Here is a 19308-nt window from a genome sequence, read left to right on the forward strand (position 1 = left end):
CCTCAGCCCAGGTGCCGGTACTTGCCCCGGAAGTACAGCAGCGGTTCGCCGTCCCCGCTCGGCAGCCGGGCGCTCAGTACGCGGCCTATGACCAGCACGTGGTCACCGGCCGGGACCTGCCGCTCCGTACGGCACTCCAAGGTGGCGAGCGCGCCGTCCATGAGGGGGGCCCCGGTGTGCTCCCCGCGCTCGAAGGACAGGTCCTCGAACAGCAGCCGGTCGCTGACCCGGCCCTTCATCGCGAAGCGCCCCGCGATCTGGCGCTGACCGTGCGCGAGGACGGAGACGGCCCACAGGGGCTGCTCGGCCAGCAGGTCGTCCATCCGCCCACCGGCCCGCAGGCTCACCAGGACCAGTGGGGGATCGAGGGAGACGGACAGGAAGGCGGTCGCGGTCATGCCCGCGTCCTCGCCCCGGGGGCCGTCCGGGTCGGTCTGCGGCTCGTGCGCCGTCACCAGGACCACACCGGCCGCCAGCCGGCCCAGCGCGGCCTTGAACTCGTCATCGCTCACCCCCACAGCATGCGGGGTGGCGGACGGGGCGGGGGAAGCGGACAGCTGAGACTTGAGCACGGGAAAACGCTAACGCCGTATCCGTGCCCCCCGCATCGGACCTGCGCCCGAGAGCGGACCTAGGACCCCCCTCCGTCCCTGGCCCCGGGGAGACGGGTCCCGGTGGTCCGGGGGCGGACGGTGCGCGAGAGGTGTCCGAGTTCCGTCGTCGCGCGCGGGGCGGCCGTCGCTTTCCGTGTGCCTGGCGAGCGGGAGTCGCGTACAGAGAGTCGCGAAGTCCCCGGTTTCTGCTGTGACTTGAGTCACAGGAGCGAGATTTTGCTGACCCTGAGTACCGGCGGCGCAGCTCACTGTGATTCAGTGGCACAGGCCATTCAAGCCGGTGTGATCGAACGATCAGCGGCCCGCACGGCGCGCGGCTGATCCACTGGTGAGTACGCGCGAATCCTGGAGTTGCTGTCGAGGTCTCGGGGAGAGCGAGCATGGAGACCGAGTCGGAGCCCTACGTCCGTCTTGCGACCATGCGACAGCTCCATCAGGTGGTGGCGGACCTCAACACCGCCCGTAGTCTCGCCGACACGCTCCAGGCGGTCGCCGACGGGGTCGTCAACGGCATCGGCTACGAACTGGCCGCCGTCAACCTCGTCCGCCCGGACGGCGACCTCGTGGTCGCCGCCTTCTCCGGCGACCAGGCCGCCGACTCGCTCCTGACCGGCCGGATCGGTGCCCGCGAGGCGTGGGAGCGCCGGCTCGCGGTGGGCGAGGAGTGGGGCTCCCTGCGCTTCATCCCGTACACCACGGCGCGCATGCTCGGCGAGTACGAGGTGCCGACCTGGCACACCCCCGGACCCGAGCCCCGCTTCGAGGGCGAGTGGCACCCCGAGGACCTGCTCCTCGCCCCGATGTACGAGGCCGGGACGGCCGGCGGCGAACTGATCGGCGTGCTGTCCGTGGACCGCCCCCGGGACGGCCGGCGCCCCGGCGCCTGGGGCTGCGAGGCGTTGCAGATGTACGCCTTCCAGGCCGCGACGGCCATCTCCAACGCGCGGCTGCGCGCCAACATGCAGCGCGCCCTGGTCCGGCTGGAGCGCGAGCAGCAGGCGCTGCGGGCCAGTGAGGAGTCCTTCCGGCAGGCTTTCGAGTACGCCCCCAGCGGTATGGCCATCGCGGAACTCGGCGGTGAGCAGCACGGGCACGTCCTGCGGGCCAACGACGCGCTGTGCCGGCTGCTGAACCGCTCGGCCTCCTCGATGCGCCGCTGGTCCTTCGCCGACCTCGCCCACCCGGACGACCTCGGCACCCTGCTGCGCACCTCGGCCGAGGGCGGTCACGCCGAACTGCGGCTGCGGCGCAGGGACGACCACTACGTGTGGGTCCACATGCGCAACTCGGTCGTCGCGGACGCCGCCGACGGCCCCCGTTTTCTGCTGACCCACGTCGAGGACATAGGGGAGCGCAAACGCCGCGAGCAGCACCTCGCGCACCGGGCCAGCCACGACGCGCTCACCGGCCTCCCCAACAGCGCGGAGCTGCGCGCCCGGCTCGCCGCACGGCTGTGCCGGCGTCCCATGTCGCGCCCGCCGAGCCCGGTCGAGTCGCTGGACGCCGCGTACGGCGACACGCCCCCCGGGGGCTACCCCGTCCACGACCCGGCGGGCGGCCTCTACGCGTCCGCGCCCGGCGACCCCTACGCGCCGAGCGCCGTCCACGACTCGGGCGGACACACCTACGACCTCGCGCCGGACGGCTCCGGGGGCCCGTACGGCACCGGGTACGGGAGTTACGGGCACCACGTCCACGCGGTGGCCCCGCCGCCCGAGGGGCAGCCGGACGACGGCACCAAGGGGCTCGCGGTCCTCTTCTGCGACCTGGACGGTTTCAAACCCATCAACGACCGCTTCGGCCACCACGTCGGGGACGCCGTGCTGATCGAGGTCGCGCGTCGCATGACCGGCGGGGTGCGGGACGGCGACACCGTGGCGCGGCTGGGCGGCGACGAGTTCGTCGTACTCGCGGACGGGGTGGGCCGCAGCGACGCCGAGGACCTCGCGGTGCGGCTGCGCACCGCCATCACGCAGCCCATCAGGGTGGACGGGCGCGCGGTCCGGGTCGGCGCGAGTTTCGGCATCGGCTGGGCGCAGTGCGGGGAGAGCGCGGACGAGGTGCTGCAGTCGGCGGACCAGCGGATGTACGTCGAGAAGCGTTCCCGCTCCCGCCAGCACCGCCGCGCGGGCTGAGCTGAGGGGAACGGTCCGCCGTCGGCAGCGGCTGAGAGGCCGTCTCCACCGTCGAGCGGGCTGAGCGCCCTCCCACGGGCCGGGCGGGCCTCACCCGCGCCGCTCCCACCCGCGCCGCTCCCACCCGCGCCGCTCCCACCCGCGCCGCTCCCACCCGCGCCGCTCCCACCCGCGCCGCCCCGCATCGCCGGTCGCGCTTCGCCCGGTGCCGGGGCGCGCTGCGGTGTGCGCCCCGGCTTGTCGTGTCTCGTGAGTCCGGTCACCACCCGGGCCCCGTGTGCCCGTGTGCCCCGCGGGAACCGGCTCCGGGGGCAGGCGGGGCGTCCATGTGAAGCGGGTAGGCTCGCCGGATCGACCGATGACGCTCCCGCTCATCCGATCCGCTTGTCCCGCACCGTGAGCCCGACCGTTGAGGAGTGACCAAGGGATGACGCCCGGCAACAACGGCGAGAACCCGCCCGAGGGCGAGAATCCGCCCGCGGACCCCGCCGCCGACGACCCGTTCGGTTACCTGTACGCGGACGGCCAGGCGGCAGGCGCGACCCCGCCCGGCGGGGGCGGCGGCTACGGCTACCCCGGTCCACGCTCCTACCATCAGGTCCGCCCCGTCGGCGAGCGCCAGTACGGCTATCCGCCGCAGCAGGCCGCGCAGCAGCCCTACGACGGTCAGGCGGCGGGCGGCCCCGGGTACCCCCAGCAGAACGCGCACTACGCGGCGCCCGAGACGCTGCCCGGCGGTCCGCCCGCGGGTGGCCGGCGCGCGCAGCAGCAGACCGGTGGCCGGGGGCGCGGCCCCAACACGAAGGGCCTGCTGATCGGGGCGATCGCCGTGGTCGCGGCCGTGTGCGTGGGCATCGGTATCGCGCTGGGCACGGGGGACTCGGGCGACGGCAAGGACAACAAGGCGGAACAGCCGCCGGCCCCGACCGCCCATCAGTCGCAGCCCGGCGAGGACGACGACAAGCCCTCCGCGAACCCCTCCGAGGAGCCCGAGGACCTGCCGAAGTCCGACGCGAAGGCGCTCAAGCTGGACGGCGGCACGACCCTCTCCTCCGACGTCAAGGGCGCGAAGGCCGGTGACGGGATCTACGTCGCGGGCTTCAACAAGGTCGGCGCCAAGCTGACCTGGACCGTGAGCGGCATCCCGGAGGACGGCGACTACACGATCTTCCTGGACTACGGCGTCCCCGGGAAGGACCAGCAGGCCAGTCTCATCGTCAACGGCGGTGAGCGGCGCGAACTGCCGCTCAAGAACTGGGCGGGCGCCCCCGAGGGCGACTGGGAGAAGGGCTGGACCAACTCCTACGTCTACACGCACCTGACGAAGGGCACCAACAGCATCGTCTTCAGCTGCGAGGACGGCGACAAGTGCGATGCGAACTTCGACCGGTTGTGGCTCAAGGAGGGCCAGGTCAAGAACTGAGGGGCCCCACGAGCCCCTTGGGCACGGAACCGGCCCGGTGCGCGCGCTCCTCGTGGGCCGCCCCGGGCCGCTCCCGTACCCGGCCGCGCGAGCGCCGCGCGCCCGCCGTTGCGTGGCCGCCCCGGCCGAGTGCCCCGGGCCCCGGCTCCCCGCCCGAGGTGCGAGGCGGGGGCTGAGGTCCCCGCCCGCCTCACCCCGCCCGCGACTCCGTGACCAGCACGCGCGGCAGCAGCTCGGCGTAGACGCCCCGGTCGAACTCGCCCGCGACCGGCGCGTGCACCGTCGCGCAGGCCAGCGCGGTGGCGCGGGCCAGCCGCTGCGGCCACGGCAGCCGTTCGGCGAGCGCCGACAGCAGTCCCGCCACCACGGAGTCGCCCGCGCCCGTCGCGTTGCCCTCGATCCGGCGCGGTACCGCCGCCCGCCACATGCCCTCGGCGGTCGCCGCGAGCAGGCCCTCCGCGCCCAGCGAGGCGACCACGGCCCGCGCGCCGCGCCGCCGGGCGTCCCGGGCGGCCCTGTCCGGGTCCCTGGACCCGGTCAGCTGTGCGAGTTCCTCGGTGTTCGGCTTCACCATGTCGGGACGCGCCGCCACCCCCCGGCGCAGCGCCTCCCCGCTCGTGTCGAGCAGGACCGGGACGGAGGCGGCCCGCGCCTCCCGTACGAGACTCGCGTACGTCCCGACCGGCAGGCCCGGCGGGAGACTTCCGCACAGTGCGACGGCCGTCGCCCCGCCCAGCAACTCGGCGTAGGTCCGGCGGAAGATCCTCCACTCCTCGGCGGCCACGAGCGGCCCCGGCTCGTTGAACACCGTCGCCCCGGCCGGCCGCGCGGCGCCGGGGCCCTCGGTCACGGTGACGGTACGGCGGGAGGGCTCCCGGATCGACACGAGGGCGTCCTCGACGCCCTCGGCCCGCGCGAGCAGTGCCCGTACCCGCTCGCCGGTCGCTCCTCCGCACAGGCCGGTCACCGTCGTGCGGTGTCCCAGCGCGCCGAGCACCCGGGCCACGTTGAGCCCCTTGCCCCCCGCGCGTTCCGCCACCTCGCCGACGCGGTGCGAGGCGCCCGGGACCAGTACGGGGACCTGATAGGTCAGGTCGAGCGCGGTGTTGAGCGTGACGGTGAGGATCACCCCGGCGCCCCCCTTCCCCTCCGAACGGTCCGCGACGTGCGCGCGCCGCTCGCCGGCGACCGCGCGTCGGCCGGCACGCGAACTGATCATGCCAAAACGGAGGCGGCCCGCCCAGGGGTCCGGGCGGTCCGCCTCCACTCGAATCCCGCGCCCGGGGCAGAAGTGAGCGCCGATCAGTTGTCACACAGTTCAGGAGAGTTCGGGCGCGACCACCCAGGCGCCCTTGCGCAGGACCCCCTTGACCCGGAAGTCGGCGTCCAGGACGACGGCGTCCGCGTCCTTGCCCGGCTCCAGCGAACCGATCCGGTCCCCGAGCCCCAGCAGCCGCGCCGGGTTCGTCGAGACGGCCCGCACGACCGACTCGACGGGCAGCCCGTCCACGGTCACCCCCCGCCGGAAGGCCCGGTCCATGGTGAGCGTCGAACCCGCGATGGAGCCGCCCTCCGTGAGCCGTGCGACCCCGTCCACGACGTCGACCTCCAGCGGGCCGAGCAGATAGCGGCCGTCCCCGAAACCGGCCGCGTCCATCGCGTCGGTGATGAAGGCGACGCGGTCCGCGCCCGCGTGACGGAACGCCAGGCCGAGAGCGGCCGGATGCAGATGCGTACCGTCGTTGACCAGCTCGACGGTGACCCGCTCGTCCTCCAGCAGCGCCGGGACCGGCCCGGGGGAGCGGTGGCCGAGCGGCGGCATCGCGTTGAACAGGTGGGTCGCCACGGTCGCGCCGGCCTCGATGGCCTCCCGCGTCTGCTCGTACGTCGCGTCGGTGTGCCCGACGGCGGCGATCACGCCCTGTTCGGCCAGCAGCCGTACGGAGTCGAGGCCGCCGGGGAGTTCCGTGGCCAGCGTCATCATGCGGGCCTGTCCGCGCGCCGCGTCGATCAGCTTGCGCACCTCGGCGGGGTCCGGGTGGCGCAGCAGGCCCTCGCTGTGCGCGCCCTTGCGGCACGGGGAGATGAACGGCCCCTCGAAGTGGATGCCGGCGATCGATCCCTGTTCCGCGAGCTCCGAGAGGAGGCCGGCGCGCTCGGCGAGCGAGTCCATCTCCCCGGTGACCGTGGAGGCGACGAGCGTCGTGGTGCCGTGCTCCAGGTGCGTGCGGACGGCCTTCAGCGCGTCCTCGGCGGTGCCGGCCCCGAAGGCCGCCCCGCCCCCGCCGTGGTTGTGCAGGTCGACGAAACCGGGGACCAGCCAGTGGCCGGACAGGTCCAGTTCGGGGGCGCCCTCGGGGGCCCGCTCGGCGAACCGCTCGCCCGCCACGACCACCCGCCCGTCCGGGACGGGACCGGAGGGCAGGACCGCGGTGGCGCCGGTCAGGACGGTGTACTCGGTGCTGGCGGCCATCAGGCGCGTACCTCCGTGTCGAGTAGATCCCAGGCGAGCAGCGCCGCGCCCAGGCAGCCGGCGGTGTCCTTGAGGGTCGCCGGAACGATCGAGGGGAGCTGCTGGAACGTGATGCGGGAGGCGACCGCCGCCCGCAGCGGGACGAACAGGGTGTCCCCCGCCTCGGCCAGACCGCCGCCGATGATCAGGGTGCGCGGATCGAGCAGGGTGATCGCCGTGAGCAGCCCGTCGGCGAGCGCCTCGACGGCCTCCTCCCAGACCGCGAGGGCGCGCGGGTCCCCGGCGTCCACGGCCCGCGAGCAGTCCGCCGCGGTGGCCCGCGGGTCGCCGGTGGCCGCCGACCAGGCCGCGGTCACCGCGGAGGCGGAGGCGAGCCGTTCGAGACAGCCGCGCTGCCCGCAGCCGCACGGGACGCCGCCCGGCCGCACCACGACATGGCCGATCTCCCCGGCGCCGCCGTGCGCGCCCGGTTCGATGACCCCGTCGATCCCGATGGCCCCGGCGATCCCGGTTCCGAGAGCCAGGAACAGGAAGCGGTCCGCGTCCCGGCCCGCGCCGAGCCGCCCCTCGGCGTACCCGCCGGTCCGTACGTCGTGGCCGAGCGCGACGGGCAGGCCGCCGAGCCGTTCGGTGAGCAGGTCGCGCAGCGGTACGTTCTCCCAGCCGAGGTTCGCCGCGAAGACCGCGACGCCCTTCTCGGCGTCCACGACCCCGGGGATCGCGACCCCGGCGGCGCTCGCAGGCTCCCCGTAGTGCTCGATCCCGTAGCCGCGCAGCTCGGCGGCGAAGGCGAGGATGCCCTCGACCACCGCCTCCGGGCCGCGTTCGCGTCCGGTCTCCCGCCGTGCCTCGTACAGCAGCTCGCCCTCCGCCCCGACCAGGGCGGCTTTCATCCCGGTGCCGCCCACATCCAGGGCGATGACATGTTTCACGTGAAACAGTTTCGCGCCTCACCCCGCGAGAGGTCTAGTCCATTCACCCGCCCAGTGGGTGACTCACCGGGGAAAACGTCAGTGCGCCCGCCTAGGCTGGCCGCTGTGGACGAGGAAGAAATCGGGACGGAGCCGGAGGACGCCGACGTCGCCGGGGCCGGGAGCACCGCCCCGGGGCCGGGCGACACCGAGCCGCGCGAAGCCGGTACGGAGACCGTCGACGCGGGCACTGACGGGGAGGCCGCCGAGACGGGGGCCGCTGACGGGGAGGCCGTCGAGGCGGAGGCGGCTGACGGGGAGGCCGTCGAGGCGGGAGCCCAGGGCGCGGAGGCCGGGCTTTCGGCGCGCGACCGGGCCGTCCTCGCGCTGGAGCGGGCCGGGCTGCCGGGCCCCGGCGCCAAGGAGCGTGCCGTGCGCGAACGCCTCGGCATGTCCCCGACGCGCTACTACCAACTGCTCAACGCGCTCCTGGACGACCCCCGCGCCCTGGAGCACGACCCGGTGACCGTCAACCGGCTGCGCCGCGTACGGGACGCGCGGCGTGCGGCGCGGTGAGGCCGGGTGCGCCGAGGCGTGCGCGGCGGTTCACTTCCCGGCGCGGCCGGGCCGAGTGAGGAGCGCCTCGCGTGGATAGGCTCGTTCCATGGTCAGCCACACGCCGGAGCCGTCCGAGTCGTCCGCGTCCCCCGAGGCGTCCGGGCCCCCTGAGGCGCCCGGGTCCTCCGGGGCGCCGGGGGCCCTCCCCGTCCCGGACGGGCTGCCCCGGCCCGTGACGGAGGCGGGCCGGGCCGGTCTCGCCGCGCTGCTCGCCCACCCCGAGCGGGCCGTGATCGCCCTCGACTTCGACGGCACGCTCGCCGACATCGTCCCCGACCCGGACCTGGCGCGGGCCCGCCCCGGGGCGGTCGAGGCGCTCGCCGCACTCGCCCCGCACGTGCGCTCCGTCGCGGTGGTCACCGGCCGCCCGGCCGCCGTCGCGGTCCGCAACGGCGGCTTCGCCGGGGTCCGGGGCCTGGAACACCTCGTGGTCCTCGGGCACTACGGCGCCGAGCGCTGGGACGCCGTCAGCGACGCCGTGCGGACCCCGGAACCGCACCCCGGGGTGGCCGCCGCCCGCGCCGGACTGCCCGCTCTCCTCGACGCGACCGGCGAGGCGAAGGGCTCCTCGATCGAGGACAAGGGCCAGGCCGTCGCCGTCCACACCCGCAGAGCCGAGCAGCCGAAGGCCGCCTTCGACGCGCTCCTCGCACCGCTCACCGACCTCGCGCACCGCAACGGCCTGATCCTCGAACCGGGCCGGATGGTCCTGGAGCTGCGACCGCCGGGCGTCGACAAGGGCCGGGCGCTGAGCGGCTACCTGGACGAGGTCTCCGCCGGCTCGGTTCTGTACGCGGGCGACGACCTCGGGGATCTCGCCGCGTACGCCGCGGTGGAGCGGGGCCGGCCCGGACTGCCCGGTGTCCTGGTCGCGAGCGGTACGGAGGTCACGGAGCTGGTGGACCGCGCGGACCTGCCGCTGCCCGGCGGACCGGCCGAGGTCGTGGCCCTGCTAGCGGCCCTGGCCGAGGAGCTGGCGGGACGGGCGGCCGGACGCTGACGGCGCGCGAGCGCCGAGCCCTCGTGCCCCCTGGAGCGGGTCCGGGCCACCGTGAGGGCGACGGGGCTCAGGGGCCGGTGGACCGAGGCGGCCTTGCCACGGCCACCCCGGCGCCGGGGCCCGCCCGCGTGTCAGTCGCCCGGGGTGAGCGCGTGCAACTGGTCCAGGAACCACTGCGCGGGCGGCAGGGCGGTGGCCGCCTCCGCGAGCCGCTTGGAGCGCTCGGCCCGCTCCCCGTACTCCATCGTGAGCGCGGTGTGCAGGGCCTCCGAGGTCGCCAGGAGGTCGTACGGGTTGACGACCACCGCGTCCTCACCCAGCTCCTCGAACGCCCCGGCCTCCCGCGACAGGACGAGCGCGACGCCCTCGTCGGAGACGACCGGGACCTCCTTGGCGACGAGGTTCATGCCGTCCCTGATCGGGTTGACGAGCGCCACGTCCGCCATCCGGTAGGCGGCGAGGGAGCGTGCGAAGTCGTCGTCGACGCGCAGCAGGACCGGGGTCCAGTCCGACGTGCCGTACTCGTCGTTGACGAGATTCGCGACCCGCTCCACCTCGGCCGTGTACGCCCGGTAGCTCGCGAGGTCCTGACGGGAAGGGTAGGCGAACGCGATGTGCACGACCCGGCCGCGCCACTCGGGACGCTCGACGAGCAGCCGGTGGAAGGCGTGCAGCCCGCGCACGATGTTCTTGGACAGCTCGGTGCGGTCGACCCGCACGACGGTCCGGCGCGGGTGCCCCTCCTCGTCCGTGCCGACCTGTTCGCGCAGCTTCTCCAGCCACTCGTCCACGTCCTCGCGGTGCGCGCGCTCGCGCAGGAAGTCGGCGTCCGCCCCGAGGCCGTGCACGCCGATCCGGGTGTTGCCGACCCCGTCGACGAGCGCGTCGGCGCAGGCCACGAAGGCGTCGGCCCAGCGGCGGGTGAGGAAGCCGGCCCGGTCGGCGCCGAGCATGCCGTGCAGGACCTCGCGGGCCACGTCGTCGGGCAGCAGCCGGAAGTAGTCGACCGGGGCCCACGGCGTGTGCGAGAAGTGCGCGATACGCAGATCCGGCCGCAGCGCCCGCAGCATCCCGGGCACGAGCACCAGATGGTAGTCCTGCACCAGGACGGCAGCCCCGTCCTCCGCCCGCGCCGCGAGCGCCTCCGCGAAGGCCCGGTTGTACGTCTGGAAGGAGGCCCAGCGCGCCCGGAACTCCGGGCCGAAGGCGGGCTCGAAGGGCGTCTCGTACAGCATGTGGTGGACGAACCACAGCACCGAGTTGGCGATGTCGTTGTACGCCTCGGCGTGCGTCTGCGGATCGATCCCCAGCATGTGGACGCGCTGACCGCCGCTGTCCGCAGGATCGAGATCGCCGCCGGAACGCCGCACGGCCTCCCGGTCCCCGTCGCTCAGCGCCGCGCACACCCACACCGCGTCCGACTCCGGGCCGATCGCGGACAGCCCCGACACCAGCCCGCCCCCGCCCCGCCTGGCGCTCAGCGAGCCGTCCTCGCGCAGCGTGTAGGAGACGGGGCCCCGGTTGGACGCCACCAGGACGGAGGCGCGCGACTGATCAGCAGACGTAGACATAGATCCTTCCTAGCCGCACCGTTATGCGCTCAAACGTACGAGTTGTATACGAGGGGCCGGGAGAGGGGCCGGAGCGACGCGCGAGGACGCCGCGAGGACGGGTGACGGGAGGGGCGGAAGCGGAAGCGGGAACCGGAACGACGGCCGCCGGGGGGCGCCGGGGGAGTCCTGCTCGACGGCGCCTCCGGCTCTGGCGAGAGCAGCATCGGGAGGGCTCGGCCGGCGGGCGCCTTCCACGCCCTGCGCGGCGGTCGCGCGGACGTGACGGCCGACCTCCGGGCCGAGGCCGACCGCACCGCCGGGGTCCCCACCGCCTCAGTGTCGTGTCCTCGACCCGCTCGTGCCCGAGGACACGACACTGGGGCGGTGCGCCGCCCGCCGCCGGAACTGGAACGCCGCGAGCGCGCACGCGCCTGGGACGCCGCGAGCGCGCACGCGGCGACCGGGAGCCAGGCCCGGCCGCCGCCCAGTACGAGGCCGTACCCGCCCAGCGCGTGCGCGGTCCCGAGCCGCCCGGCGTCCTCAGGCCGCCCGGCGCCGGCTCTCGTACTCGGGGATCTCCGTCATCGGGGGCCGCTCCCGGGTGTCCACCTCGTGGGTGTGGTGGACGTAGCCGCCGTCCGGGTGGCGTTCGAACTGGGTCAGTTCGGGGCGTACGAGGTGGCCCCTGGCCAGCCGGAGCTGCGCGGTGCGGTAGATCGCCGCCGACATCCGGCCCAGCGCCTGCCCGTCCTGGTGACGGTGTTTGCGCACCCCGACGTCCACCTGGGCGAGCGCGTCCAGGCCCACGGTGTGCAGCGCGTCCACGAGCAGGCCCAGCTCCACGCCGTAACCCACCGGGAACGGCAGGCGCTCCAGCAGGGAGCGCCGCGCCGCGTACTCCCCGCCCAGCGGCTGCACGAAACCGGCCAGCCGCGGCCAGTGCATGTTCAGCAGCGGGCGGGCCATGATCTCGGTGACCCGGCCGCCCTGCCCCGAGGCGTCGCCCAGTGGACGCTCGTACATCGCCTTGACGAAGTGCACGTCCGGATCGGTCAGCAGCGGGCCCACGATGCCGGACACGAAGTCCGGGGAGAACTCCTTCAGGTCGGAGTCCACGAAGCACACGATGTCACCCTCGGTGACGAGCAGGGAGCGCCACAGGACCTCTCCCTTGCCGGGCACCGCGGGCAGGCCCGGCAGCACGACGTCGCGGTGCACGACCCGGGCCCCGGCCGCCGCGGCGACCTCTCCCGTACAGTCGGTCGAACCGGAGTCGAGGACCACCAGCTCGTCCACGAGCGGGACCTTCTCCATGAGCTCTCGCCGGATCACGGTCACGATGTCGCCGACCGTGGCTTCCTCGTCCAGTGCGGGCAGGACCACGCTCACCGAGGACCCGGTTGCCCGCTTCGCCGCGAGAATCTGCGGCAGCGTGCGGTCGGCTGCGGTCCAGGAACGGCGGTCGAGCCAGCGCTCCACCTCTTCGAGCACGTTGTGCGTCCCCTCGTGCGGGTACTGCTTGCGGAATACCGGATACCGGAACTGACTGACCTGGGAGGCCGGCCCGGCCGGCCGGCCGTGATCTCCATCTCGGCGTGCGGACGACTATCTCAACGATCCGGTGCTTCGGTTACAGTCTTGGACAGTGCCGGTGACCATCCCGTGTCGGGCTGTGCCACCCGCACCGCGTGTCATGACAGACACGTGACACCACGTGCCGGACACGTGACAAACGCGGTGGATCCTCAGGGTCCGCCTGCCATACCGCTCATCCAGAGGGGCAGAGGGATACGGCCCGTTGAAGCCCCGGCAACCCTCCGGCCGAGTCTCCTGGCGGTACGTCCGCCACCGAGGCCCACGGCTCGGGAAGGTGCCAATTCCGTCTCGTGGCGAGATGCGTCGCGAGGAAGATGAGGAGAAAGGGCCTCCCCACCATGGCTGTGCAGACCGCCGAAACCTCCGCTCCCGCGAAGACGGGCGTCGATCTCGGACCCGCCGCCGCTCTCTCGTGCCGCGAATGCGGCGAGCGCTTCCCGCTCGGACCCATCTTCGCCTGTCAGAGCTGCTTCGGCCCGTTGGAGGTCGCCTACGACCTCCCCGAGGGCGACGCCGAGGCCCTGCGCGAGCGGATCGAGGCCGGTCCCGACAACATCTGGCGCTACGCCCCGCTGCTGCCCGTCCCCGCCGACGTGGCCACCCACCCCAGCACCAACCCCGGCTTCACCCAGCTCGTCCGGGCCGACCGTCTCGCCCGCGAGCTGGGCGTCACCGGCGGCCTGTACGTCAAGGACGACTCCGGCAACCCGACGCACTCCTTCAAGGACCGCGTCGTCGCCATCGCCGTCGAGGCCGCCCGCGCCTTCGGCTTCACGACCCTCTCCTGTTCCTCGACCGGCAACCTGGCCGGCGCCGTCGGCGCCGCCGCCGCCCGCGCCGGCTTCCGCTCCTGCGTGTTCATCCCGCACGACCTGGAACAGGGCAAGGTCGTCATGGCCGCCGTCTACGGCGGCGAGCTGGTCGGCATCGAGGGCAACTACGACGACGTGAACCGTTTCTGCTCCGAGCTGATCGGTGACCCGCTCGGCGAGGGCTGGGGCTTCGTCAACGTCAACCTCCGCCCGTACTACGGCGAGGGCTCCAAGACCCTCGCGTACGAGATCGCCGAACAGCTCGGCTGGGAGCTGCCCGACCAGATCGTCATCCCGGTGGCCTCCGGCTCACAGCTCACCAAGATCGACAAGGGCTTCCAGGAACTGATCAGGCTCGGCCTGGTCGCCGACAAGCCGTACCGGATCTTCGGGGCCCAGGCGGAGGGCTGCTCGCCGGTCTCCACCGCGTACAAGGCCGGCCACGACGTCGTACGCCCGCAGAAGCCGAACACCATCGCCAAGTCCCTCGCGATCGGCAACCCGGCGGACGGCCCGTACGTCCTGGACATCGCCCGGCGCACCGGCGGCGCCGTTGAGGACGTGAACGACGAGCAGGTCGTGGACGCGATCAAGCTGCTCGCCCGCACCGAGGGGATCTTCGCGGAGACCGCGGGCGGCGTCACCGTCGGGGTGACGCGCAAGCTCATCGAGTCCGGGGCGCTCGACCCGAGCCTCACCACCGTCGTCCTCAACACCGGTGACGGCCTCAAGACGCTCGACGCGGTGGCCCCCACCACCGGTCCGACCGCGACCATCCGCCCGGACCTCGACGCGTTCCGCGCCGCGGGTCTCGCCCGCGACTGACCCGGCGCGCGACCACGGGGCCGCCCCCGGCGCTCCCGCGCGCCCTCGGCGCGCCCCCGTGTCCGCCCTCCGCCTGATGCCGTCCCCGTGCCCCTTCGGCCGAGCAGGCCGAGAAAGGCTGTACCCCATGAGCGTCAACGTCCGCATCCCCACCATCCTGCGCACCTACACCGGCGGTAAGTCCGAGGTCCCGGCCGAGGGCGCGACCCTCTCCGAGGTCATCGCCGACCTGGAGAAGAACCACACCGGCATCGCCGGCCGCGTCCTCGACGACCAGGGCAAGCTGCGCCGCTTCGTGAACGTCTACGTCAACGACGACGACGTCCGCTTCGAGCAGGGCCTGGAGACGGCGACCCCCGACGGCGCCGGGATCTCGATCATCCCGGCGGTCGCCGGCGGCTGCTGACCACTGCCGACCCCGCACGTCCGTCGCCCCCTCCGCGAAAAAGCGGAGGGGGCAATTCCATGTGATTGGCGGAGGTACAGTTGGGGATAATGATTCGCCGTTTCCCCGCACCTCGAAGAGCGTCCGGGGCGGCGGCCCGGGAAACGCGCCGCAGGGCTTCTGTGAGCCGGTGTTCCCGCTCCTGAATCTCTTGCCTTTTTGCGGCTTTGCGTTCCTTTTGCCGGGCCCGAATTGCCCGGAACTTCCGCCGATTCCGGCCTATAGGTCCATACCTGATGCCTGGATTTCTCGTCCGATTGACCTGTTGCAGACGGCAGTTGGGCAGATACATTCAGCGGCGGTCGACGCGTTCCGGCGCACACCCCCATACGTCTGGGGGGTGAGGTCTGACCCGGGTTCGCGAAGTGCGTTCCTGTGCAAGGGCCAGTAATAGGGGAGTTAGGCATGGCTCAGGGCACCGTCAAGTGGTTCAACGCGGAGAAGGGGTACGGCTTCATCGCGGTCGACGGTGGTGCGGATGTTTTCGTCCACTACAGCGCGATCCAGATGGACGGTTACCGCACCCTTGAAGAGGGCCAGCGAGTCGAGTTCGAGATCTCGCAGGGTCAGAAGGGGCCGCAGGCGGACATGGTCCGTCAGGCTGCCTGAACAGCGCTCGACCGATAAACGGACGACGTGGCCGAGGGCCCGCACCCCCAGGGGTGCGGGCCCTCGGGCTGTCGGGGGGACCGCCTCCCGGGGGCCGCCCCTTCGGGGCACCCGTTCCTGGGAGGCTTGCACTCTCCTGGGCCGAGTGCTAATCATAGGCGTTAGCACTCTGACGTTGAGAGTGACAGAAGGACCGGGTCGGTGAGGCCCGCAGGCCGTACGGGGCTAGGAACCGTGCGGTGCGCAGGCCGTCCGTCGCGGGCGCCACACGGTCCCTCAGCCCACCCCGTCCTGGGAGGACCACTTCACATGGCCAAGATCATCGCGTTCGACGAGGAGGCGCGGCGCGGCCTTGAGCGCGGTATGAACCAGCTCGCCGACGCCGTCAAGGTGACCCTCGGCCCCAAGGGCCGTAACGTCGTCCTGGAGAAGAAGTGGGGCGCCCCCACGATCACCAACGATGGTGTTTCCATCGCCAAGGAGATCGAGCTGGAGGACCCGTACGAGAAGATCGGCGCCGAGCTGGTCAAGGAGGTCGCGAAGAAGACGGACGACGTCGCCGGTGACGGCACGACGACCGCGACCGTCCTGGCCCAGGCGCTGGTCCGTGAGGGTCTGCGCAACGTGGCCGCCGGCGCCAACCCGATGGCGCTGAAGCGCGGCATCGAGAAGGCCGTCGAGGCGGTCTCCGCCGCGCTGCTGGAGCAGGCCAAGGACGTGGAGACCAAGGAGCAGATCGCCTCCACCGCCTCCATCTCCGCCGCCGACACCCAGATCGGCGAGCTGATCGCCGAGGCCATGGACAAGGTGGGCAAGGAAGGCGTCATCACCGTCGAGGAGTCCCAGACCTTCGGTCTGGAGCTGGAACTCACCGAGGGTATGCGCTTCGACAAGGGCTACATCTCGGCGTACTTCGCCACCGACATGGAGCGTATGGAGGCGTCGCTCGACGACCCGTACATCCTCATCGTCAACTCCAAGATCAGCAACGTGAAGGACCTCCTTCCGCTGCTGGAGAAGGTCATGCAGTCGGGCAAGCCGCTGCTGATCATCGCCGAGGACGTCGAGGGCGAGGCCCTGTCGACCCTGGTCGTCAACAAGATCCGAGGCACCTTCAAGTCCGTCGCCGTCAAGGCCCCGGGCTTCGGTGACCGCCGCAAGGCCATGCTCGGCGACATCGCCATCCTCACCGGTGGCCAGGTCATCTCCGAGGAGGTCGGCCTCAAGCTGGAGAACGCCGGTCTCGACCTGCTGGGCCGCGCCCGCAAGGTCGTCATCACCAAGGACGAGACGACCATCGTCGACGGTGCCGGTGACAGCGATCAGGTTCAGGGCCGCGTCAACCAGATCCGCGCCGAGATCGAGAACAGCGACTCGGACTACGACCGCGAGAAGCTCCAGGAGCGTCTGGCGAAGCTGGCCGGCGGCGTGGCCGTCATCAAGGCCGGTGCCGCCACCGAGGTCGAGCTCAAGGAGCGCAAGCACCGCATCGAGGACGCGGTGCGCAACGCCAAGGCGGCCGTCGAGGAGGGCATCGTCGCCGGTGGTGGCGTGGCGCTTCTCCAGGCTTCCTCGGTCTTCGAGAAGCTGGAGCTGGAGGGTGACGAGGCGACCGGCGCCGCCGCCGTCAAGCTCGCCCTGGAGGCCCCGCTCAAGCAGATCGCCGTCAACGCCGGCCTTGAGGGCGGCGTCGTGGTGGAGAAGGTCCGCAACCTCACCGTGGGCCACGGCCTGAACGCCGCCACCGGCGAGTACGTCGACATGGTCGCCGAGGGCATCCTCGACCCGGCCAAGGTGACGCGCTCCGCGCTCCAGAACGCCGCGTCGATCGCCGCGCTGTTCCTCACCACCGAGGCCGTCATCGCCGACAAGCCGGAGAAGGCCGCCCCGGCCGGTGCTCCGGGCGGCATGCCCGGCGGTGACATGGACTTCTGATCCCCCCGCCGGCCCCGGCCGGCCGGATCGGAATCCTGAGGCAGTACGCAGAGGGCGGTGTCCCCCACGGTTGTGGGGGACACCGCCCTCTGCGTTCGTGGACGCGGGTGTTTCGGGGGGCCTGGTCCCGGGGGTTCCGAGGGTCCTGGGGGTTTTGGGGGTCCTGGGGGTTTCGAGGGTTTCGGGAGTTTCGAGGGTTTCCGGGAGGCGATACGGGCCTGGGCGCCCTCAGGTTCCCGGGGCGCGTACGCCGAAGACGTTGAGGAGCTGGAGCTTCTCGTGGCTCTCCGTGCCGGGGGTCGCGGTGTAGACGAGGAGGGTCTGCGCCTGCTCGGGGTCCATGAGCTTCTGGCAGTGCAGTTCGAGGACCCCGAGGTCGGGGTGGACGATGCGCTTGGGCTCGTTGCGCGGCAGGCTCACCTCGTGGGCCGCCCAGAGCGCCGCGAACTCCGCGCTGCTGTCGCGGAGCAGCCCGGCGATCCGCTCGGCCCGCCCGCCCCTGCCCTGCCGCGAGTACGCGGCGCGCAGCTCCGAGGTGAAGAAACGGCTGTGCCGCTCGTGGTCCGCCTCGGGGTACAGCAGACGGGTCGCCGGATCAGTGAACCACCGGTACACGAGGCTGCGCTCCAGCCCGGAGAAACGGGTCTCGTCGCCCAGCAGCGCCGCCGCCGGACGGGTCTGCGTCAGAGTCTCCGCGAGGTCCGTGACGACCTGGGCCGGGGTGTCCTCCAGCCGGTCCAGGACGCGCATCAGCCCCGGCGTGATGTGGTCGCCGCGCAGCGTACGGCTCGGGGTGTTGTGCCCCGCGAGCCGGAACAGGTGGTCGCGCTCGTCCAGCGAGAGATGCAGGCCCCGCGCGATCGACGCGAGCATCGGCTCCGAGGGCTGCGGCCCGCGCTGCTGCTCGATCCGGCTGTAGTAGTCGGCGGACATCCCGCACAGCGAGGCCACCTCCTCGCGCCGCAGCCCCGACGTACGCCGGCGCGGGCCGCGGGGCAGGCCCACGTCCTCGGGTTGCAGGGCCTCACGGCGCGTGCGGAGGAAGTCCGCGAGTTGAGCTCGGTCCACGGCTCCAGTCTCCTCTCTTCTTCCGGGCGCGGGGCGGGGCCGTCCCGGTCGGGGGCGTGTTCCGGACCGGGGCGGGGGGTTCTGAGCCGTGTCCGTGGTGGGGGTGGTGGGGGGTGGGGGGGGCTGGGCCGCGTCCGTGGTGCGGTCCGGGCGGTGGTGGGTGGTCCGGGGCCGTGGTCGTGGTCCGGTCCGTGGTGCGTGGGGGTGTCATGCGGTGGTCAGCCCGTTCCTGCCCCGGGGACCGTCCCTCCCCCGTACCCGGGTCATGGGCCCCGCCCCGGCCCGAGGCGCGGACCACTGGTTCAGAGCAGCATGCCGCCCGAGGCCTCGATCCGCTGGCCGGTGATCCAGCCCGTGCCGTCGGCGAGGAGGGCGGCGACGGCCGACCCGATGTCCTCGGGGTCACCGACGTGGCCCATCGCGGTGACCGCGCCGAGGTGCGCGCGTACCTGCTCGTCGTCGCGCAGCGCTCCACCCCCGAAGTCGGTGGCCGTCGCGCCCGGCGCGATCGCGTTGACCGCGATGCCGCGCGGGCCGAGCTCCTTCGCGAGGTAGCGGGTCAGGACCTCGACCGCGCCTTTCATGGAGGCGTACGGCGCGGCGTTCTCGGCGGTGAACCGCGTCAGGCCGGTCGAGAAGTTGAGGATGCGGCCGCCGTCCTTGATCAGGGGCAGCAGCTTCTGCGTCAGGAAGTACGGGCCCTTGAAGTGGACCTGATACATCAGGTCCACCTGCTCCTCGGTGGTCTCCGCCACGGGGGCCATCGCGGCGGAGCCCGCGTTGTTGAGCAGGAAGTCGAAGTCCTCCCTGCCCCAGTGCTCGCGCAGCGCCGACCGTACGTCCTCGGCGAAGGCCGGGAAGGCGGACGGCTCCGTCGTGTCCAGGCGGAACGCGACCGCGGTGCGGCCCAGCTCGCGGGCGTGCGCGAGGACCTCCTCCGCCTCCTCGGCGTGCGAGCGGTAGGTCAGGATCAGGTCGGTTCCCGCGGCCGCGAGGTGCTGTGCCGAACGACGGCCCAGCCCCCGGTTGGCGCCGGTGATGAGCGCGATCCTGCCGGAGGGGGCGGTGGCCCTGGGCGTGCGGTGGTCCGCGGTCTGCTCTGTCATGTGTACTCCTCGGGATGGGTGAGGCGCCGGACGGCGCCCTGCCAGGTCTTCCTGTTCCTTTACGAGAGTCGCCCCGGCCGGTCCCCGGATGAAGGCCGCACCTGTCCAGGGACCGGCGGTCCCCCCTTTCGCCCACTCCGCGCCGCCCGCTCCTCTCCCCGATCCTCGCGGCGCCCGGAGAGGAG

Annotated in this window: 16 protein-coding genes and 1 riboswitch; of the genes, 8 read left to right on the forward strand and 8 right to left on the reverse strand. The window is 72.9% G+C overall.

Annotated elements, in window-relative coordinates:
• Window positions 1-2: 2 nt before the first annotated feature.
• Window positions 3-512, reverse strand: a complete 510-nt coding sequence (locus ACFYMP_RS06460; RefSeq protein ID WP_388851450.1) for a flavin reductase family protein — start codon at window positions 510-512, stop codon at window positions 3-5.
• Between the two features lie 482 nt (window positions 513-994).
• On the opposite strand from ACFYMP_RS06460, the gene cdgB reads away from it, so the two are divergent.
• Together cdgB and ACFYMP_RS06470 are read left to right on the forward strand one after the other, a co-directional pair.
• Window positions 995-2749: a diguanylate cyclase CdgB gene (cdgB, locus tag ACFYMP_RS06465; RefSeq protein WP_388851453.1), complete on the forward strand. Its 1755-nt coding sequence runs from the start codon at window positions 995-997 to the stop codon at window positions 2747-2749.
• A 427-nt stretch (window positions 2750-3176) separates the two neighbouring features.
• Window positions 3177-4172: a dimeric protein gene (locus ACFYMP_RS06470; protein WP_388851456.1), complete on the forward strand. Its 996-nt coding sequence runs from the start codon at window positions 3177-3179 to the stop codon at window positions 4170-4172.
• A gap of 190 nt (window positions 4173-4362) precedes the next feature.
• Here the strand turns inward: ACFYMP_RS06470 and ACFYMP_RS06475 are convergent, their stop codons facing one another.
• The 3 genes from ACFYMP_RS06475 to ACFYMP_RS06485 all read right to left on the reverse strand — a co-directional run bounded on the left by ACFYMP_RS06475 (window position 4363) and on the right by ACFYMP_RS06485 (window position 7577).
• Window positions 4363-5301, reverse strand: a complete 939-nt coding sequence (locus ACFYMP_RS06475; protein WP_388852258.1) for a 1-phosphofructokinase family hexose kinase — start codon at window positions 5299-5301, stop codon at window positions 4363-4365.
• A gap of 189 nt (window positions 5302-5490) precedes the next feature.
• Window positions 5491-6645: an N-acetylglucosamine-6-phosphate deacetylase gene (gene nagA / locus ACFYMP_RS06480; RefSeq protein ID WP_388851459.1), complete on the reverse strand. Its 1155-nt coding sequence runs from the start codon at window positions 6643-6645 to the stop codon at window positions 5491-5493.
• Window positions 6645-7577: an ROK family protein gene (locus ACFYMP_RS06485; RefSeq protein WP_388851462.1), complete on the reverse strand. Its 933-nt coding sequence runs from the start codon at window positions 7575-7577 to the stop codon at window positions 6645-6647. The genes nagA and ACFYMP_RS06485 overlap by 1 nt, the downstream gene beginning before the upstream one ends.
• A gap of 105 nt (window positions 7578-7682) precedes the next feature.
• On the opposite strand from ACFYMP_RS06485, the gene ACFYMP_RS06490 reads away from it, so the two are divergent.
• Both ACFYMP_RS06490 and otsB read left to right on the forward strand, forming a co-directional pair.
• Window positions 7683-8132 (forward strand): DUF3263 domain-containing protein, encoded by a 450-nt coding sequence (locus tag ACFYMP_RS06490; RefSeq protein WP_388851464.1) that lies wholly within the window; start codon window positions 7683-7685, stop codon window positions 8130-8132.
• 88 nt (window positions 8133-8220) lie between these two features.
• Window positions 8221-9174, forward strand: a complete 954-nt coding sequence (gene otsB, locus ACFYMP_RS06495; RefSeq protein ID WP_388851467.1) for a trehalose-phosphatase — start codon at window positions 8221-8223, stop codon at window positions 9172-9174.
• Between the two features lie 131 nt (window positions 9175-9305).
• On the opposite strand, the gene ACFYMP_RS06500 is transcribed toward otsB, so the two are convergent.
• Both ACFYMP_RS06500 and ACFYMP_RS06505 read right to left on the reverse strand, forming a co-directional pair.
• Window positions 9306-10745 (reverse strand): trehalose-6-phosphate synthase, encoded by a 1440-nt coding sequence (locus tag ACFYMP_RS06500; protein ID WP_388851470.1) that lies wholly within the window; start codon window positions 10743-10745, stop codon window positions 9306-9308.
• A gap of 522 nt (window positions 10746-11267) precedes the next feature.
• On the reverse strand, window positions 11268-12218 hold the full coding sequence (locus tag ACFYMP_RS06505) for a glucosyl-3-phosphoglycerate synthase (protein ID WP_388851473.1): 951 nt from the start codon (window positions 12216-12218) through the stop codon (window positions 11268-11270).
• A 274-nt stretch (window positions 12219-12492) separates the two neighbouring features.
• Window positions 12493-12644, forward strand: a riboswitch (SAM riboswitch).
• Window positions 12645-12661: 17 nt separating this feature from the next.
• Between ACFYMP_RS06505 and thrC the strand changes: the two genes are divergently transcribed.
• The 4 genes from thrC (at window position 12662) to groL (ending at window position 16949) form a co-directional block, all read left to right on the forward strand.
• On the forward strand, window positions 12662-13960 hold the full coding sequence (gene thrC, locus ACFYMP_RS06510) for a threonine synthase (protein ID WP_388851476.1): 1299 nt from the start codon (window positions 12662-12664) through the stop codon (window positions 13958-13960).
• A 127-nt stretch (window positions 13961-14087) separates the two neighbouring features.
• Window positions 14088-14366, forward strand: a complete 279-nt coding sequence (locus ACFYMP_RS06515) for a MoaD/ThiS family protein (RefSeq protein WP_388851479.1) — start codon at window positions 14088-14090, stop codon at window positions 14364-14366.
• A 444-nt stretch (window positions 14367-14810) separates the two neighbouring features.
• Window positions 14811-15014 (forward strand): cold-shock protein, encoded by a 204-nt coding sequence (locus ACFYMP_RS06520; RefSeq protein WP_363144319.1) that lies wholly within the window; start codon window positions 14811-14813, stop codon window positions 15012-15014.
• 309 nt (window positions 15015-15323) lie between these two features.
• A complete protein-coding gene (gene groL, locus ACFYMP_RS06525) occupies window positions 15324-16949 on the forward strand; it encodes a chaperonin GroEL (RefSeq protein WP_388851483.1) in 1626 nt (541 codons plus the stop codon).
• 228 nt (window positions 16950-17177) lie between these two features.
• On the opposite strand, the gene ACFYMP_RS06530 is transcribed toward groL, so the two are convergent.
• Window positions 17178-18017: a helix-turn-helix transcriptional regulator gene (locus ACFYMP_RS06530; RefSeq protein ID WP_388851486.1), complete on the reverse strand. Its 840-nt coding sequence runs from the start codon at window positions 18015-18017 to the stop codon at window positions 17178-17180.
• Window positions 18018-18319: 302 nt separating this feature from the next.
• Window positions 18320-19123: an SDR family NAD(P)-dependent oxidoreductase gene (locus tag ACFYMP_RS06535; RefSeq protein ID WP_388851489.1), complete on the reverse strand. Its 804-nt coding sequence runs from the start codon at window positions 19121-19123 to the stop codon at window positions 18320-18322.
• Window positions 19124-19308: the final 185 nt, after the last annotated feature.

Source organism: Streptomyces sp. NPDC007088 (assembly GCF_042869355.1).
Taxonomy (GTDB): domain Bacteria; phylum Actinomycetota; class Actinomycetes; order Streptomycetales; family Streptomycetaceae; genus Streptomyces.

Excerpts from the sequence above, each read along its gene's own strand:
- cdgB (WP_388851453.1), top strand. The coding sequence starts at position 995 with ATGGAGACCGAGTCGGAGCCCTACGTCCGTCTTGCGACCATGCGACAG.
- ACFYMP_RS06470 (WP_388851456.1), top strand. The coding sequence starts at position 3,177 with ATGACGCCCGGCAACAACGGCGAGAACCCGCCCGAGGGCGAGAATCCG.
- nagA (WP_388851459.1), bottom strand. The coding sequence starts at position 6,645 with ATGGCCGCCAGCACCGAGTACACCGTCCTGACCGGCGCCACCGCGGTC.
- otsB (WP_388851467.1), top strand. The coding sequence starts at position 8,221 with ATGGTCAGCCACACGCCGGAGCCGTCCGAGTCGTCCGCGTCCCCCGAG.
- ACFYMP_RS06500 (WP_388851470.1), bottom strand. The coding sequence starts at position 10,745 with ATGTCTACGTCTGCTGATCAGTCGCGCGCCTCCGTCCTGGTGGCGTCC.
- thrC (WP_388851476.1), top strand. The coding sequence starts at position 12,662 with ATGGCTGTGCAGACCGCCGAAACCTCCGCTCCCGCGAAGACGGGCGTC.
- ACFYMP_RS06515 (WP_388851479.1), top strand. The coding sequence starts at position 14,088 with ATGAGCGTCAACGTCCGCATCCCCACCATCCTGCGCACCTACACCGGC.
- ACFYMP_RS06520 (WP_363144319.1), top strand. The coding sequence starts at position 14,811 with ATGGCTCAGGGCACCGTCAAGTGGTTCAACGCGGAGAAGGGGTACGGC.
- groL (WP_388851483.1), top strand. The coding sequence starts at position 15,324 with ATGGCCAAGATCATCGCGTTCGACGAGGAGGCGCGGCGCGGCCTTGAG.
- ACFYMP_RS06535 (WP_388851489.1), bottom strand. The coding sequence starts at position 19,123 with ATGACAGAGCAGACCGCGGACCACCGCACGCCCAGGGCCACCGCCCCC.